Source organism: Oceanicaulis sp. UBA2681, from assembly GCF_002354675.1.
GTDB lineage: Bacteria > Pseudomonadota > Alphaproteobacteria > Caulobacterales > Maricaulaceae > Oceanicaulis > Oceanicaulis alexandrii.
In genome coordinates, this window is the sequence record NZ_DEMB01000011.1 from 163,372 (window position 1) to 180,402 (window position 17,031).

General features: G+C 62.7%; 14 protein-coding genes. 5 read left to right on the forward strand and 9 right to left on the reverse strand.

The features are described 5' to 3' along the window. Nucleotides 1-951, forward strand: a 951-nt coding sequence (locus B3M53_RS08970) for an argininosuccinate synthase (RefSeq protein ID WP_286800092.1), incomplete at its 5' end; no start/stop codon positions are given. A gap of 107 nt (nt 952-1,058) precedes the next feature. Here the strand turns inward: B3M53_RS08970 and B3M53_RS08975 are convergent. From B3M53_RS08975 to B3M53_RS08995, 5 genes are all read right to left on the reverse strand, one after another. Further along, on the reverse strand, nt 1,059-2,231 hold the full coding sequence (locus B3M53_RS08975; RefSeq protein ID WP_273021086.1) for a DUF418 domain-containing protein: 1,173 nt from the start codon (nt 2,229-2,231) through the stop codon (nt 1,059-1,061). 523 nt (nt 2,232-2,754) lie between these two features. After that, nucleotides 2,755-3,888 (reverse strand): hypothetical protein, encoded by a 1,134-nt coding sequence (locus B3M53_RS08980; protein WP_022701195.1) that lies wholly within the window; start codon nt 3,886-3,888, stop codon nt 2,755-2,757. A 101-nt stretch (nt 3,889-3,989) separates the two neighbouring features. Further along, the gene (locus tag B3M53_RS08985; RefSeq protein WP_349678835.1) at nt 3,990-6,464 is read right to left on the reverse strand and encodes an FtsK/SpoIIIE family DNA translocase; all 2,475 of its coding nucleotides are present in this window, start codon (nt 6,462-6,464) and stop codon (nt 3,990-3,992) included. Between the two features lie 63 nt (nt 6,465-6,527). Continuing rightward, nucleotides 6,528-7,817, reverse strand: coding sequence for a hypothetical protein (locus B3M53_RS08990; protein ID WP_273021082.1), 1,290 nt, complete (start codon nt 7,815-7,817; stop codon nt 6,528-6,530). A 91-nt stretch (nt 7,818-7,908) separates the two neighbouring features. Next, entirely contained in the window at nt 7,909-8,346 is a 438-nt protein-coding gene (locus B3M53_RS08995; RefSeq protein ID WP_160093120.1) for an acyl-CoA thioesterase, read from the reverse strand. Nucleotides 8,347-8,473: 127 nt separating this feature from the next. Here B3M53_RS08995 and B3M53_RS09000 point away from each other — a divergent pair, with 127 nt between their 5' ends. Together B3M53_RS09000 and nth are read left to right on the forward strand one after the other, a co-directional pair. Continuing rightward, the gene (locus B3M53_RS09000; protein ID WP_273021080.1) at nt 8,474-9,193 is read left to right on the forward strand and encodes a TerC family protein; all 720 of its coding nucleotides are present in this window, start codon (nt 8,474-8,476) and stop codon (nt 9,191-9,193) included. A gap of 39 nt (nt 9,194-9,232) precedes the next feature. Further along, nucleotides 9,233-9,925, forward strand: coding sequence for an endonuclease III (gene nth, locus B3M53_RS09005; protein ID WP_273021078.1), 693 nt, complete (start codon nt 9,233-9,235; stop codon nt 9,923-9,925). 255 nt (nt 9,926-10,180) lie between these two features. On the opposite strand, the gene B3M53_RS09010 is transcribed toward nth, so the two are convergent. From B3M53_RS09010 to B3M53_RS09020, 3 genes are all read right to left on the reverse strand, one after another. After that, a complete protein-coding gene (locus tag B3M53_RS09010; RefSeq protein WP_273021076.1) occupies nt 10,181-12,091 on the reverse strand; it encodes an N-acyl-D-amino-acid deacylase family protein in 1,911 nt (636 codons plus the stop codon). A 26-nt stretch (nt 12,092-12,117) separates the two neighbouring features. Next, nucleotides 12,118-13,029 (reverse strand): alpha/beta fold hydrolase, encoded by a 912-nt coding sequence (locus B3M53_RS09015; RefSeq protein ID WP_414690716.1) that lies wholly within the window; start codon nt 13,027-13,029, stop codon nt 12,118-12,120. Between the two features lie 138 nt (nt 13,030-13,167). After that, nucleotides 13,168-14,016: a hypothetical protein gene (locus tag B3M53_RS09020; protein ID WP_273021072.1), complete on the reverse strand. Its 849-nt coding sequence runs from the start codon at nt 14,014-14,016 to the stop codon at nt 13,168-13,170. A 69-nt stretch (nt 14,017-14,085) separates the two neighbouring features. Between B3M53_RS09020 and B3M53_RS09025 the strand changes: the two genes are divergently transcribed. Then, nucleotides 14,086-14,760: a Fe2+-dependent dioxygenase gene (locus B3M53_RS09025; RefSeq protein ID WP_273021071.1), complete on the forward strand. Its 675-nt coding sequence runs from the start codon at nt 14,086-14,088 to the stop codon at nt 14,758-14,760. On the opposite strand, the gene B3M53_RS09030 is transcribed toward B3M53_RS09025, so the two are convergent. Next, nucleotides 14,761-16,425, reverse strand: coding sequence for an aminotransferase class V-fold PLP-dependent enzyme (locus B3M53_RS09030; protein ID WP_286800093.1), 1,665 nt, complete (start codon nt 16,423-16,425; stop codon nt 14,761-14,763). Between the two features lie 109 nt (nt 16,426-16,534). On the opposite strand from B3M53_RS09030, the gene B3M53_RS09035 reads away from it, so the two are divergent. Continuing rightward, a complete protein-coding gene (locus B3M53_RS09035; RefSeq protein WP_028284683.1) occupies nt 16,535-16,993 on the forward strand; it encodes an Lrp/AsnC family transcriptional regulator in 459 nt (152 codons plus the stop codon). Nucleotides 16,994-17,031: the final 38 nt, after the last annotated feature.

Genomic DNA, 17,031 nt, shown 5'->3' on the forward strand with positions numbered 1-17,031 from the left:
ACCTCGATCGCCCGGCCGCTGATCTCCAAGCGCCTGGTCGAGATCGCTCACGAAACCGGCGCTGACGCTGTCGCCCACGGCGCCACCGGCAAGGGCAATGACCAGGTCCGGTTCGAGCTGGGCGTGGCGGCGCTGGACCCCAGCCTGAAAGTGATCGCGCCCTGGCGCGAATGGGATCTCAACTCGCGCACCAAGCTGATCGCCTACGCCGAACAGAACGGCATCGAGGTGCCATCTGACAAGCGCGGCGAAGCGCCTTTTTCCGTCGACGCAAACCTCTGGCACACCTCATCTGAAGGCAAGATGCTCGAAGACCCCGCCGAGGAAGCCTTCAACGAGGTCTGCTTGCGCACCTGTCATCCTGAGGATGCGCCCGATCAGCCTGAATATGTCACCATCGGCTTTGAGCGCGGCGATGCGGTCAGCATCAACGGCCAGGCGATGAGCCCGGCGACCATCCTGACCCAACTCAATGATCTGGGCGCCAAGCACGGCATTGGCCGTCTGGATCTGGTGGAGAACCGGTTTGTCGGCATGAAATCGCGCGGCATTTACGAAACGCCCGGCGGGACGATCCTGATGACCGCCCATCGCGGCATCGAACAGCTGACCCTGGATGGCGGCGCCATGCACCTCAAGGACGAGCTGATGCCGAAATACGCCAAGCTCGTCTATAACGGCTTCTGGTTCAGCCCGGAGCGCGAAATGCTCCAGGCCGCGATCGACCACTCCCAGCGCCATGTGTCCGGAGAGGTCCGCCTGAAGCTCTACAAGGGCAATGTGCTTGTGGTCGGCCGGTCGTCGCCCAGCTCGCTCTACTCGCTTGAACACGTCACCTTCGAGGAAGACGATGTGTACGACCAGAAGGACGCGGAAGGCTTTATTCGCCTGAACGCCCTGCGCCTGAAGCTTCTGGCCCAGCGCAAGCACCGCCTGGGCGAAAACGACTAAGGCTGAGGCCTGGAATCGATGCGTCCCCGGTTCCCAGAATCCGGGGACGCACGCGCCAGCAGGTTCAAACGATGCGGTGGAGCGCCCCTCAACGCTCCGCCAGGCATCTACTCCGCCGGCAGGGTCTTGGCGCGGGGCCGCAGCACCGGCGCGATCAGCGCCGTGCCATGATCCACAAACATGCGCAGCGCCTTCTCCATCGGTCCTTGTTTGAACCGGGAGAGCCACAGATTGCACGCCACAATGATGAAGCCGCCCGCCGGGATCATCAGCCCCCACAGGGCGACGCGGTCAAAGCGGCCATAAAGCTCCAGCCCAAACCCGGTGAACAGCCACAGCATCATCAGCGAGCTGCCCATATAGGCGGTCAGCGCCATCTTGCCGACCGGCTCGAAGATCACTTTGCTGACATGAGCAAAGAGCTCAGACCGCATGGCCAGCACGAAACCGGCCAGCATGGCGATGACGATGAAGGGTTTTGAAAAGCGCATCACCGGATGCAGGCTGGCGTCAAAGACAAAGCCGGACAGCGCCGCATGGATCGCCGTGCCCGCAGCCAGCGCCACGCCTGCAGCGCCCGCAATCGAGACGACGCGCACCAGCGTTTGCGAAGAGAGATTGAGCGCGCCCGAGCGCATCAGCCCCAGACCCAGCAGCATATAGCCGCCCGCTTCAGCGATCCGTCCCAGAACCGAGGCGTTGGTCATCATCATGATCCAGGTCTCAACTGAGGCTTGGACATGGGGCCAATAGCCCTCGGCATGGGCGGCCTGAACCGCCATCATCTCGGCATAGGTCGGGGTTTCAGTGGCGATGTCGCGATAACCGGCATAGGCCACGACGACCGCCCAGCCCAAGGCCGCGAAGGCAAACAGGAAGCGCGGCGGCAGCCAGGACAGCACCAGCACGCCCATGCCTGCGACCGCATAGATCGCCAGAATGTCTGACGACCAGGCTAGAAGGCTCATATGCACGACGCCCAGCACCAGAAGGCCGATACAACGCACCAGAAAGCCCGCCCGGCGGGTCAGCATGTCGCCGGAGCCGGACAGGATGATCGCCATGGAGGCGCCGAACAGGCTGGCGAACACGCCACGCATCACCGCGTCGATGAAGACGGCTTGCGTCCCCCACAGCCCCATCTCCCAAGGCGTCCAGCCCAGAAGACGCGGGTCGGAGAACGCGAAATTCGTCCCGCCGGTGGAGGGGAAATGCGCGATCAGCAAACCCAGCACGGCAAAGCCGCGCAGCGCGTCCAGAACCCGAATTCGATCTCGCATTGGCACACCTCCATAAACGCATTCACGTTTTTCGAAGGGTTCTGCAAGGCGGGCGCCAGCGCTTGAAACCTTCACGCACGCCCAAACGCCTCGCGCCCATTGGGCCGAGGGGCGAACGCGGGAAGACCGGTCCGGCTGGATAGTCTGGGGTGAACTTGTGAAAAGCGCCGATCCGGCCTTCCCATCGCCTGGCTTCGCCCTGTCACACGCAAGGCGTCGCCGACAGCTTGCGCCGCCTCTCCTCGCCCCAACCGACGGTCGCGATCCGCCCTCTCACAAGCGAGGAGAGCGTCAGCATAGGGCAGGATGAACAGGGGGCGGATAAGTGAGGGGCGTATCTTATCACCCTCTTTCCCGGCGCAGGCCGGGATCCAGTGATCACAGGGCGCCACGTTTCGGGCTCTGGGTCCCGGCCTGCGCCGGGAAAGAGAAGCTTGGGTCTTCTCCTCTCCCCTCAAGGATGGGAGAGGGACGCGCACCCGCGTTTTAATTATTCAAAGAGGGTCGGCGTTACGAAGAAGCCCTACGCCACGCCGCGCGAATGATAGAGCGGCATGTCGTCGTCGAGATCGCGGGCTATGTCGCCGGCGAGGTCGGGCAGCAGCGTGGTCGCCATTTCGTGGCGGATCACGCCCTCGCCGCGCTGACGGCGCCAGTAATTCCAATAGGTCGTGAGGTGGGTCAGCGCCGCCACATCATCCCCGATCCGGCTGAACAGGTTCGGCGCTTTGAGCAGCAGCATGCGCATGGCGATGGGGTCGCCGTCATCGAGGAAGGCCGAGACCACGCGGTAATAGTTTTCCCGCCCCGCCTTGAGGTCTTCCCAACGCAGCCGGACAGAGCGGCGGATACGGCTGATCGGCGCCGCCAGCGGGCGGAAAGGCGCGGAGCCGTCTTCCTTTTCCAGCCGCGCCAGATCGCGCAGGAAGCTCGCCAGCTCTTCGGTGATGATGTTCATGCGCCACAGATAATACAGAAGCCCCTTCCAGCCGAAGACGCCGACGGTGAAGTCTTCAGGGTCCATGCGCAGGGCGTTGCGCAAATCCTCGCGTTGGGCGTGGCTCTTGGCGTTAAACAGCACCGCGGCGAGGCGTTCGGGACGTTTGCGCGTGGTGGTCTCGCCCAGGGCTTTTGCGGAGATGTCGGCCATGTGCCGGGCCGCGAACATCTTGAACTCGGCCTCGTCGGCCTTGGCCATGGTGAAATAGCGCGGGTCGAGATCGCGCTCCGGGAACAGGGCTTCCAGCAAGAATGGATCAAAGGCCGGCGCTGATTTCAGCCGCGACAGCGTGCGCACATCCTCGGTGAATTCTTCTTCATAGAGGTTGCGGTCACGCCCCAGCGCCTCTTCCAGCCAGGCTTCCAGATTGGGCGCTTCGATAAAGGTCCAGAACGCGCCGGCGCCCGGATCCTTGGGATCAATGGGCATGACCAGCTTGGTCACGATATTGCGACCCGACCGCACCAGAGAGCGCTCATTGCGGCGCAGATTGTGCTTGATCAGAAAGCAGCGGTTCAGGCCGCGATGGCGAAACAGAGGATTGGGGGTCTGGGCCAGATCGGGGAAACGCTTGTGCAGGCCGCACAAATCCAGCACGCGCGGCGTCGAACCGCCCCGCACCAGGTTTTTCAGATCATATGGACGGCGGCTGAACATAAGAGCCGGTCTCCTACCCCACTCAACGCTTGAGCATGGGCGGAAAACTGACCCTCACGCCAGCAAATCCGGGCGGCAGGGTTAATGGTGCGATAAACGCGTCAATCGCCGTGTTCAGGCAGGAAGATCTCGCGCTTGCCGGCATGGTCGGCGGGACCGATCATGCCCTCATCCTCCATGCGCTCGATCAAGGTCGCGGCGCGATTATAGCCGATCTGCAGACGGCGCTGGATATAGCTGGTGGACGCCTTGCGATCACGCGCGACCACGGCGACGGCCTGGTCAAACAGGTCATCGCCGGAGCCGCCGCCCACAAGATCCAGCGCGCCCTCGCCGCCCTCTTCGTCAAGGTCCTCGGTGACCGCGTCGAGATATTCCGGCGTGCCCTGGGATTTGAGGTAGTTGGCCACATCCTCGACTTCGCGATCCGACACGAAGGGTCCGTGCAGGCGCCGAATGCGGCCCCCGCCCGCCATGTACAGAAGGTCGCCCATGCCCAGAAGCTGCTCGGCGCCCTGCTCGCCCAGAATGGTGCGCGAGTCGATCTTGGAGGTGACCTGATAGCTGATCCGTGTGGGGAAGTTCGCCTTGATCGTGCCGGTGATCACGTCCACGGACGGCCGCTGGGTCGCCATGATCAGGTGGATTCCCGCCGCGCGCGCCATTTGCGCCAGGCGCTGGATCGCGCCCTCGATATCCTTGCCGGCGACCATCATCAGGTCCGCCATCTCGTCGATCACCACGACGATATAGGGCATGGGATCAGGCTCGATGATCTCGGTCTCATAGACCGGCTCGCCGCTTTCCTTGTCAAAACCGGTCTGAACGGTGCGGCTGAGCACGTCATTGTCTTCACGCGCCTGACGGGCCTTCTCGTTGAAGCCCTTCATGTTGCGCACGCCGACCTTGGACATTTTCAGATAGCGCGACTCCATTTCGCGCACGGTCCATTTGAGCGCCGCCACCGCCTTTTTCGGATCGATCACCACCGGGCTCAGAAGATGCGGAATGCCGTCATAGACCGACAATTCCAGCATTTTCGGATCGATCATGATCATCCGGCACTCTTCAGGCGGCAGCCGGTACAGAAGCGACAGGATCATCGCATTCACACCCACCGATTTACCCGAACCGGTGGTGCCCGCGATCAGAAGGTGGGGCATTTTTGCGAGATCGGCGGTGAACGGTTCGCCGCCAATGGTCTCCCCCAGCGCCATGGGCAGCTCCGCCTTGGCGGCCTCGAAATGCTTGGAGGCCAGCAGCGCGCGCAGGAACACCGTCTCGCGATGCTGGTTGGGCAATTCAATCCCGATGGCGTTGCGCCCTGGCACGACCGAGACCCGGCAGGCGACCGCCGCCATGGAGCGGGCGATATCATCGGCCAGATTGATCACGCGGCTGGTTTTCACGCCGGGCGCGGGCTCCAGTTCATACAGCGTCACCACAGGACCTGGGCGCACCTGCACCACTTCGCCCTTCACGCCGAAATCCGCCAGCACGCCCGTCAGAAGCTCCGCGTTCTGAGCCAAAGCGTCGGCATCCACGGTATCCGCACGCGGCGGCGCCGGCGCCAACAGGTCCAGGCGCGGCAGCTCAAACCCGGAGGAATCGCCGCTGAACGGCAAGGCGCCCTGGGCTTCGCGGGCCTCACGATCAGATTCGCGCACGCTTTTCTTGCGCGCCACCTTCACAGGGCTGGGACGCGCCGGCGCGCCTGTGGCGGGCATGGCCGCGTCGTCATAGTCGTCATCATCGTCATCAACGGGTTCGCGGCTGATGCGCGGCGGAGTGCGCGCCGACACTGCGCCGGATCGGCGATCACGCTTGAGAAAGGCCGGCGCGGTTTCCGCACGGCCATCAGGCGTAGCGGGGGTCTGCACCGCAATCTCGCCGCGGCCCCAGGCGCGCGGAATGGCGCCCAGAACCTGATCGATCCACACCCGGACCGTCGCCCAGACCAGCTCGGCGGCGTCCCGCGCCGCGGTCAGGTCCCGTACGGTCAGACCAAAGCAGAAAAACACGCCAAACACCGCCAGCGTCAATCCCAGCACGCCCGCGATCACCCGCCCGCCCGGCGCGTTAATCTCGCGGGTCACAGTCTGGATCAGGCCCAGAAAGCCGTCGCCAACCAGACCGCCCAGCCCGGTCGCGAACGGCCAGTTCGCGGGCATGGGCAAAGCCGAAACCGCCATGGCGAATCCGCACACGCCCAGAAAGCCGGAGATGATCCGGAAGGCGGACACCGTCTTGGAGCGCCCGCGTGGGCCACGCACCAGCAAGATCAGCCCCCAGCCGGTCAAGGCCAGCGCCGCGGCGGCGCCCGCCCAGCCCGAGATCTGCAGGATGAGATCAGACGTCACGGCGCCCGGCTCGCCCATCCAGTTCGTCGCCGCACGTCCAGTGGCCGCATTCAGGCTGGGGTCCAGCGGGTTATGGCTCAGCATGGACACGATCACGAACGCACCCAGCGCGGTCATGACAGCGCCGATCAACGCGGTGCGGACACGCGCGATCAGCCCGGGCTTGCGTCGCACCGGGGTGTCGGAATCCAGAGAGGGATCGGCCGCCATGGTCATGGCCTCCAGACTGCCTCAAAGAGTCTTCCCGACGGGTTAATCCCCGTTAACCGACAACAGTTTTTACGGGATGGGCAGCGCCAGGATCACCGGCGAACGCCGCGGCCCGTCAGGCGTCGCGCCATCGGCCGGAAACTGGTCCCAGGGCGCATCCGCATTCACAAACAGGCGATCATCCGCGATCCGCGCCGTGGTCGGTTCGTCCAGGCGTCCATCCCCTGTCAGCACAGGCTCAAGCCCGACAAGCTGGTTTGCCGTATCAAACACCAGTTCAAAAACACCCGCAGGCGCCGCGCCATTGCGCACCACGAACAAGCGCCCCAGTCGGTCGGCCACAAGGCCGTCCATCCCGATCAGGCTGGTCCCGTCCGGGCTCGGCTGCAAATGCGCGACCCGGCTGACCGGATCAATGCGCCATAACCCCAAGGCGTAATCGACCACCCACAATGCGCCACGCGCCTGCGCCAGGCCTTGCAGAGATGCAAAGCGCGCATCTTCGGCATAAAGCTCAAGCTCCGCGCGGGGACCGTTGAGGCGGTAAATCCGCCCGGCGTCGGCATCAGAGACGAACACCACCCCATCGCGCACGGTCAGATCGCCCATGCGCTCCGCGCCCTCGATCGTATGGCGCTCAATCAGCTCCCCGGTTTCAAGGTCCAGCACAAGCAAGGCTGTGCCAGGCTGCTCGCCAGGGGCGAGCGGGGTCTGCTCCACCATGCCCTCAACCGCATAGAGCCGACCATGCCGCCGGTCCGCTGCGAGCCCGAAGATCGAGCCAATGGGCTCATCCTCGCCCGCGAACACTTCAAAGTCATCGGGCGCAAACGGTTCGACGCGAAAGATGCGTCGCTCCGCGACGCCGCCCAGATACAGGCGCTCGGTCTCGTTATCGACCGCCAGCGCTTCGATCAGAGCGTTGGGCAGGGCGGGGTTCGCCACCTGCACCGCCTGACCGACAGGCGCAGCGTTCTCAGCGAGCGCCTCGCGTATGGCGTTCAATCGCTCAGGATCAGCGGCTTCAAGCTGCGCCAGATTACGAACCGCCGCCTCGAGGTCATAGCTGAGACCTGCGCGAGCGATGGTTTCAAGCGCCTCGAACTGATGATCTGTCCGCCCGGCCATGGCGCCCAGCAGCACCGCATTGTTGAGCAATCCCGGATGGCCGGGCTGCAGCTCCAGCGCCGCCGCATTCATGCGATGCGCGGTTTCGAAATCCTCGATCTGGGCCGCAGCCCGCATCTCTTCACGGAGCAGAGCTGACAGATCGAGCGCGGATCGCGATTGAGCCAAGGCGGAGGCCGAAGCGCCCAGAACCAGGGCGGAGGCGGCGAGACAGGAGAGTAGCGCTTTCATCAAAACACTTTGCCCAATCGTGAAAGGCGCCAGCAAGGCGGTAAAGCGGCAAGAGGGTGCAAAACCGCACGCCAAAGACCCCGATACAGTCCTAGGCGGGCTTGATCATCAAGGCTTCAAGCGCCTTGCGGCCCTCTTCGGGGATCGGAGCGGGCTTTTTCCCGTCGGTGTTCACCAGAACAGATTCGCTCGCGCCGATGCACTGCCCCTTCTGAAACAGACCCTGGCCGATCGTGTAGCTGGACCCGCCAATGCGTAGAATGCCGGACCCCACCACCAGCTCGCCAGGATAAAACGCCTCGTCCAGATACGCGATATGAACATCCGCGATCACCATGCGCATCTTGTTGGCCTTGCGCAGATCGAGTGAGAACGCCTGGCGGTTCAGCGCGCCGCGCGCTTCTTCATAAAACGCGCCAATCGCCACATTGTTGATATGCCCCAGCGGATCGAGATCCTGAAACCGACTGGGGACGGAAACCACCGAGGGATATGTTTCGAGTTTCAGGCGGTACGCGTCAGGCTTCATGATGATCTTCCGGGATCTGAGTGTGCTGCAGTGCGTTATGCCGTGAGCCACCGGTCTTGAAAAGCCGCACGCCCTGAAAATTGGAAGGGTCTTTAACCCATCGGGCTTCGAGGCGTAGAGTGCCGGCATGATCGAATTTCTGACCGACCCCGCCGTCTGGGCCTCCTTCGCCACGCTCGCCTTTCTCGAAATCGTGCTGGGCGTGGACAACATCATTTTCGTGGCGGTCATGGCCGAGCGCCTGCCCGAACATCAACGCGCCATGGCGCGGCGGCTGGGCCTTTTGCTCGCCCTGGGCTTTCGCATCGCCATGCTGGCGGGGTTGGTCTGGATTGCGCGCCTGTCTCAACCCGTCTTCGAGCTCTTTGACCACGGGTTCAGCTGGCGCGACCTCCTGATGCTGGGCGGCGGGGGGTTCCTGCTCGCGAAATCCACGCTTGAGATTCACCATGATGTGGAAGGCGAGAGCGAAAGCCATGGCGGCGGGGCGTCCGGTCTCTTGCCCATGGTGATCGTACAGATCGCGCTGATCGACATCGTCTTTTCACTCGACAGCGTGATCACGGCGGTGGGCCTGACCGACCGACTGCCCATCATGATCGCCGCCGTGATGCTGGCGATTTTAGTGATGATCCTCGCCGCTGACAGCGTCGCCGCCTTCATCGCGCGCCACCCGACCACGAAAATGCTGGCGCTGTCCTTCCTGCTGCTGGTGGGTGTGGCGTTGGTTGCGGACGGGCTCGGCTTTCATATTCCGCGCGGCTACATCTATTTCGCCATCGCCTTTTCCCTGCTGGTGGAAGTGCTCAACATCCTCGCCCGTCGCAATCGCAAACCCCAAAGGTGAAGACTTGCGCCGGGGCGGGTTGAAGGCTATCGCCAGCCCATGACCCAAGCGCAAAAGCCCAGAAAAAAGTCCGCCAAACGCCGCCCGCCCGGACTGAACAGGGAACAGGCCGAAGAGCTGTTCGCACGTCTGGCCGATGATCGCCCCGAGCCGCAGACCGAACTCAATTACTCAAACCCGTTCACGCTGGTGGTCGCCGTCGCCTTGTCGGCGCAAGCCACCGATGTGGGCGTCAACAAAGCCACCGACAAGCTGTTCAAGGTCGCGGACACGCCTGAAAAAATGTTGGCTCTGGGCGAGGAGGGCGTGCGCGAGCACATCAAGACGATCGGCCTGTTCCGCAACAAGGCCAAGAACGTCATCGCCCTGTCGAAAATGATCCTGGAAGAGTTTGACGGCGAAGTGCCGCAAACCCGTGACGAATTGATCCGCCTGCCCGGCGTGGGGCGCAAGACGGCGAATGTCGTGCTCAACGAAGCCTTCGGCCAGCACACCATCGCGGTGGATACTCATATCTTCCGCGTCAGCAACCGCACCCGTCTGGCGCCGGGCAAGACGCCCGACGAGGTGGAGGAGCGCCTGGAGCGCATCACCCCGCCGCAATATCTCAAGGGCGCCCATCACTGGCTGATCCTGCACGGGCGCTATGTGTGCAAGGCGCGCAAGCCTGAATGCTGGCGCTGCCCCATCGCCGACATCTGCAAGTTCAAGGACAAGACGCCCGCGCCTTGAGTGAGTAGGAAGCCTGTCGGCTTCCGATCCTCGCTTCGCTGCGGACGCGGGATTGTTTCTGTCCTCCCTCGCCTCCGCTCGGTCGATCCTCGCTTCGCTGCGGGCGGCCTTTGGCCTTGCGAGCCTTGCAGGCTCGTTAACGCCAGCATGAAAAAAGTTGCCTCCCCCGAACCGGAGGTTCGCAAGCGCGACCGCGCGTCCGAAGCTTTAGCGAGGATCGACCGAGCGGAGGCGAGGGAGAACCAGAAAAGTCCCCTACTCCGCCGCCAGAGCCTCCGGCTTGGCGCGGCCGCCGCTCCAGCTTTCATGGCGCAGGGCGCGACCCAGGGGCGTTCGGCCTGCTGCAGGGGTGAAATCACCCTGCGCATAGACAGGCTCACCGGCCACCAGCACAGCGCTCACAACGCCATCGGAGCGATTGACCATCTGCTCATGGCCGTAATCCTCGCGCCAGATGAACCTGCTGCCCGCTTCGGAATCATAGCGCGCCAGCGCCTCGGGGTTGACGACGGTCACATCCGCGCAATCACCGATATCGATCCGGCCCGCCTTGACGCCCAGAAAGTCCGCCGGCTCCCGCGTCAGGCGCCGGATCTGGCTCGCCACGCGTTCCAGACCCTCGTCCTGGGCCAGTTTCAACGCTCGCAGATTACCGTCATAGAAGGCCATATTCGTGATGTGGGCGCCGGAATCGTTAAACCCGGGCAAGGTCAGCGGATGGTTGATCAGCTCCCGGATGGTCTCGGGGTCGCGATTGGCGGAGACTGTCCACCAGCGCAAACCCAGATCAAACGCTTCAAACAGCGCCAGAACGAAGCCCGCCTCTTTCGCGGCGGTTTCGGGCAAGCGTTCAAAAACGCTCTGCTCATCATGGGTTCGGGCGAAGGCCGGGTCGACGCGCCAGGCGCGGTAGCGATCAAAGACCTGCTGGAAGCTCTCGCCTGTCCAGATTTCCGGACCGCCGGAATGAAAGATCATCTGATCGAAATCGCGGTCGAACGCCAGGCTCTCCATTTTCATCATGCGCTTGAGACGGGCAGGCCCGAATCCGGTCTTGCCGGTCATCCACATTTTCGAAAAACGCGCCTGGAACTCTTTGTCTCTCAACAGCGCCCTGCGCCCGTCCACATCTTCGAGATCCAGCTCGTTCAGCTCGCGCAGCGCCGGCACTTCTTCGGCCAGAGGGTTGATGGGCCCGTCCCAGAACACCTTGAACGGCGCGGCCAAAGCCTGAAACCGGAAATGGCCCTTCAGAAGTGGCGAATTGAACAAATGACTCAGGATCATCGCCAGCTTTTTCAGCGACCGGTTCGCCGCCACGTCCAGCGCCGCCACCGCCGTCACCTTCAGCGGCCGACCATACAAGCGCCCAGAGGTCAGAAGGAAATTACGAAACACCGCCAGAGGCTTATCCTTGGGCGGCGTCGCCTGCCAGATCCGGTCATTGCGCCGCAAGATCGCCGTCAGGCGCTTGAGTTCTTTATACTGACCAAACTGCGACGGGATTTTCACCCGGCGATTGGGATCTTCAGACAAGAAGTGGAAGGGCAGGGAATCGGTTGAGAATCCGACATAGCCTTCCGTCACCGCCTGCTCGAGCAGGTCTTCCATTTCGCGCAAATCCGCCTCGCCGGCGGTGCGGCTGACCGAGCCGTTCAGCCCCATCACCTGGGCGCGCAGCATGGAATGGGGGATGAGCGGGATGACATTGCAGCCGAGCGGCAAGTCATCAAGATGAGAGAAATAGCCTGCAGACGTGGTCCAACTGGCGCGCTCGGCGACCTTGCGCAAGACCGGTTTGGGCATGTTCTCGACCCGGGCGAAGCAATCCACCAGCGGGTCTTCGCCATTGCGGCGTTGATTGCCATACGCGAGACCCAGCGAACAGTTCGACATCAAAACGGTGGTGGTGCCATGGCGCACCACTTCGCGCAGGGCCGGATCAAACTCCACTTCAAGGTCAAGATGGGTGTGGATGTCCAGCAAGCCCGGCATCACCCATTCGCCATGCGCCTCGATAACCGTTTCGGCTTGTGTCCGATCCAGATCAGGCCCACGCGCCGCTATGCGGCCGTCCTTGATGGCGATGTCCTCGACGACCGGAGCGGCTCCGGTTCCATCAAACACCAGCCCACCGGCAATCACCCTGTCCCATTGATGGGTCATGGCGCTCCTCCCATAAAAGGGCCCTGTTATCGAGCCTTGGCCATAGCGGACTGGAAATTCATAAATCCGTCAAGCACGGCTTTGGGATCCTCCCAATGCGGATAGTGCCCCACATGGGGCAAAACGAGAGTATCCGCATTCGGAACAAGCTCACGGTATCGCTCGACCATGTGAGCGCCCGAGACAGGATCGAGACCCCCGTCGATCACTTTCATCGGCAGGGTCGAATGAACGAGCGCCCCCACCCAGCGCTCGCGATGCTCACGGCGCTCGGTGATATATCCCAGAAGCTTGTGTCCGATGCGCGGCATGCCGCCCTTTTCCTGAGCCAGGGCCCAGAAAGCGTCCATCTCTTCTTTCGCGGGCTGGGTGTCTGGCCCGAACACTTCACCGAGCCCTTTGGCGAATTTGTCCCGTGTCATCAATCGCGCCAGAAACGGTCCAAGCGGCGAATGGAGCAGTTTTTGGGTCAGCGTGGCGCGATGCTGTTCGGGGAACAGGCCGCCATTGAGAAAACAGATCGACTGCAGCGTCACCGCCGCCGCATCGCCTTGTTCTAGATACCGCGCCAGCAATTCCTGCGCGACCGTATCGCCGTAATCATGGACGAAGAGATGGCACGCCTTGATCTCGAGATGCGCAAAAAAGGCGTCATGCAAATCCGCCTGGTCCAGGATCGAATAGGCGTATCGGACCGGCTTGTCGGAATAGCCAAAACCGATCATGTCCAGAGCCGCGACCCTGTAATCCCTACACAGATCATCCCAGAGCAGCACCCAGTCCCAGCTGGCGGTCGGAAAGCCGTGGATCAGGACAAGAACCGGTTTTGAGGCGTCGGACCAATCACCGCCTGTGCGATAAAAGATGTCGTGACCGCGATAGTTGAAAAACGCGCCCGCGGCGCGCCAGGCTTGCAAACTCGCCTGTGCCTGCATGATCTCTCCCCTTGTGCGAACCGCTCTGTTTCCGGCGGCTTGTCTGGGAGGAGCATGGAGCGCGGAGGCGCCAGGTTCAATAAAAACCCCGCCGCACAGGAGTGCGGCGGGGCTGTTTGACCGTCTTAATCCAGCATGCCTCTAGCGCATGACGGCGAGGGAAGCCTGCGTAGACGCCGTGTTCAGCTCGGCCCGGTTCATCGGATAGCTGTCTTGCGGCGCGGCGCTGGGATAGGCCTGAGACAGCAAGGACAGGGCGTCCCGAATGCGCGCTGCGCCTTCAGGCAGCTCAGCGTCGATCATCGCCTCATGGTCTTCAAACGCTGTCTTGCCGGCATGGTAAAAACCATAACCGTCCAGATACGGGCCATAGGCCGGATTGTCCTGGGCGATCCGATACATGTCCACCGCGCGGTCGATCTGGTCTGCGGCGATGCCGGCCGCGATCCGGGCCTGAGAGGCGCCGTCATCGGGCGCCTGGGTCATCGCCTGGCGCAAGGTCGCGATAATAGCGTCCGTGCGCGCGACAATTTCGTCATGGCTGGCGTCATTGAAGACCGCCGCCGACGCATCCAGAAACTGGCCTTCAAACGGTTCGACGCCCAGTTGCTGGAAGATGTCTTCCATATCAAACAGCACTTCGCTGGCCGGGTGCGCGAACATTTCACCCGCCGCGTCGATCTCACCCACGGCGTGGGCGTCGCGGGCGGCGATCACATGCGCTTCCGCGACGGCCAGGGCCGCGCCATAAACCACCGGATCAGTGGCTGCGTCTTCCACAACAACCCCGCCTTCACCTTCGCCGGTCAGTCCCGGCGACGGCGCAGCAGCGCCCTGTTCCGGCGTCGCAGCGGCGTGAGCGTCAGGCGCAGACTGAGTGGCTGGAGCCTGGGCGCCGCCATCGGAAGCAGGCTCGCATCCGGCGACGAGGCCGCCGCTCAGCACAAGGCCCAGGCCCATGGCGGTGACGCGTTTGAACTGCTGTTTCATGGGAACCCCTGTTCACCCCGAAATTGGAAGGATAAAGTAGAAACTGCAAATCGTTCGCAGGAAGTCAACATGCATCTGACAATCGGTAGCATCTTGAGCGCAGAGACGCTGGCCGAAGCCCGCGCTCTGATGGATCAGGTCCGCTGGGACGATGGCGCAAAAACCGCAGGCCCGACAGCCCGTCAGGTCAAACGCAATCGCCAGGCGGATCTGAGCTCCAAGGCAGGCGCAAAATTGAGGGGCCTGCTGGAAAACGCGCTGGCGACCCACACGGTCTTCAATGCGGCCACGCGCCCGAAGCGGTTCTCAAAACTGATTGTCAGCGAGACGTCCGATGGCGGCGAATATGGCGCCCATGTCGACAACCCCTTCATGGGGCGCGGCGAGGACAGGATCCGAACCGATGTGTCCTTCACCCTCTTTCTGTCGGACCCCGAGCATTATGAAGGCGGCGAGCTGGTCATCGACCAGGCCGGCGCCACCCAATCGGTGAAGGGTCAGGCCGGAGATGTCTTCCTTTACCCGTCGACCTCTTTGCATGCGGTCACGCCTGTCACATCAGGCGCACGCCGGGTCTGTGTGGGATGGATCGAAAGCGACATTCCCGACGCTGGCGACCGCGAGCTCTTGTATGATCTTGAAAACCTTCACGCCAGCCTGAGCCGTCAGTATACGCCTCATTCTGCTGAAATGCTGATGGTCACCAAGATATACGCCAATCTCACCCGGCGACTCTCGCGCTGATCAGGCCGGTACGCGGAAGCGCCGCAAGGCTTCAACGCACTCAGGCAGGCGCCCGCAACACAGCTCAGACTCCAATGTCTGCGCCAGGGCTTGCGCCTCTTCAAAAGCGGCCTGCATCATCGCCTTGCCGCCAGTCGGCGCAGCAATGCCGATTGCTTCAGCATGCCGCCGGTTGCGCCAGGCTCCGGTCGCAGCGTTGAAGTTATAGAGCGGCAGGAACTTCGCGCCCTGCTCGGCAATGAACAGCACCGCCGCAATCAGATAGTCGATCTCGGCCTCATCCATCACCCAGTGCAGGCTGAGCCGGCACCAGCCCGGACGCAGCCCGGCATAGCCTGACAGGACAGCGGTGCGATGTTCGCCCGTGGTCTGTTCATCCAGATCGAGCAAATGGTGCGCATACGGCCCGGCGCAGGAACAGCCGGCCCGCGCCTGAACGCCAAACAGGTCATTGAGCAGGGTGGCCACAAATCTCGGATGCAGCATCTCGCCGTCCCCGGATCGGATATTGAACGAGACAATGCCGATGCGCCGGTCTGGATCGTGCGACCCCAAAATGTCGATCGCCGGGTGTGCGGTCCAGGCGTCAAACGCGCGTTTGAGGGCGTCCTGTTCGCGATGCTCGATACGCTCATAGCCCACTGCGCCCAGCGCCGTCAGAGACAGCGCGGCGCGCATCATTTGCATCACCCCTGGCGTGCCGGCCCGCTCGCGCGCGGCGATGTCCGTGATGAAATCATGGCTGTCCGGCGTGACATAAGTGACTGTCCCGCCACCCGGCAAGGTTGGCGGCAAGTCACTGCGATAAAGCGCCGCCTTGAACGCCAGCACCCCGCAGGCGCCGGGCCCGCCAATCAGTTTATGGGGCGAGAAGTAAACCGCATCCGGCGCCGCATCCGTCCCCTCAGCCGGGTTCATATCAATCGGCAGATAAGGCGCGCTGGCCGCGCAATCGAGGCACAAGATCGCATTATAGGCGTGCAGCAGCCGCGCCAGCCGCGCTACATCCGTGCGCATGCCGGTGACATTGGAGGCGGCTGAAAAAGCGCCGATCTTGCGACGGTTGGCGAAGGCGGGATCCGCCAAGGCCCGAGCCAGATGGTCGAAATCCACGCCGCCTTCCGCATCAAGCCCGATACGGACAATCTCGACCTGCGCCTCGCGCCAGGTCAGCTCGTTGGAATGGTGCTCATACGGCCCCACAAACACGACCGGTGCGCGCGCCAGTAACGCGGCCTGGATCCTGTCAGCCTCAGCCTGACCCAGGATTTCAATCAGATTCGCCTGGCGTAACGCTTTCGAGGCGGGCGCTTCGGTCACGCCCAGTATCTGCTGAAGACGCTCGATGGCGCCGGTCGCGCCGGACCCGCAAGCGATCACCACATCGTCGTCGCCCGCATTGATTGCGGTCTTCAAAAGGGCTTCAGCGCGGTGCAGCCAGGCCGTCGCCTCACGCCCGGTCGCGCTGTCATCACTATGCGGGTTCGCATAAAGCGGCTGCAGCGCCAGGAGCTGATCCTCAATGCGTTGATCCCCACGGCCTGAGGCGGCGTAATCGGCATAGACCAGAGGCTTGAGCCCAAAGGGCGTGCGCAAGACGGCGTCAGCGCCGATCAGAGCGTCACGCGCAGCGTTAATCGGGTCCGGGGTGGGAGCGTGAGTCATGGCGAGGCCTTTCTGCTAGCCCCATGAAACACTCTTTTGCCGAGTGATATTCGCTCATTTCTCTACTATAATGCCCAAAATCTAGGGAAATTCACTCAAAATGGTGGGCATTATGACGCTTGACGACCATGACAAGAAGCTTCTTCGCCTCATGCAGGATGACGCAAACCGCACCGTGCAAGACTATGCGGACGCCATCGGTCTGAGCGCCACGCCGACAGCACGCCGCATCAAACGGCTGAGCGACGCCGGCGTGATCCGCAAGCAGGTGAGCCTGCTGGATCCGGACGCGCTGGGCCTAAAGACCACCCTGTTCGTCTTCATCCGCACCAGCCGTCATGACGGCGACTGGCTGGACGCTTTCTCCAAAGGCGTCAAACGGATGCCTGAAGTGGTGGAGTTTTACCGGATGGGCGGGGATGTGGATTATCTGCTGAAGATCATGCTGCCGGAAATCTCTGACTATGACGCGGTCTACAAACGGCTGATCGCGATCGCGCCCTTGTCAGACGTCTCGGCTTCCTTCGCCATGGAAGCGTTGAAGAACACCACGGAATTACCACTCTGAAGGGCATATGAAATGGCAAGGACGGGCGCCGCGCCCGC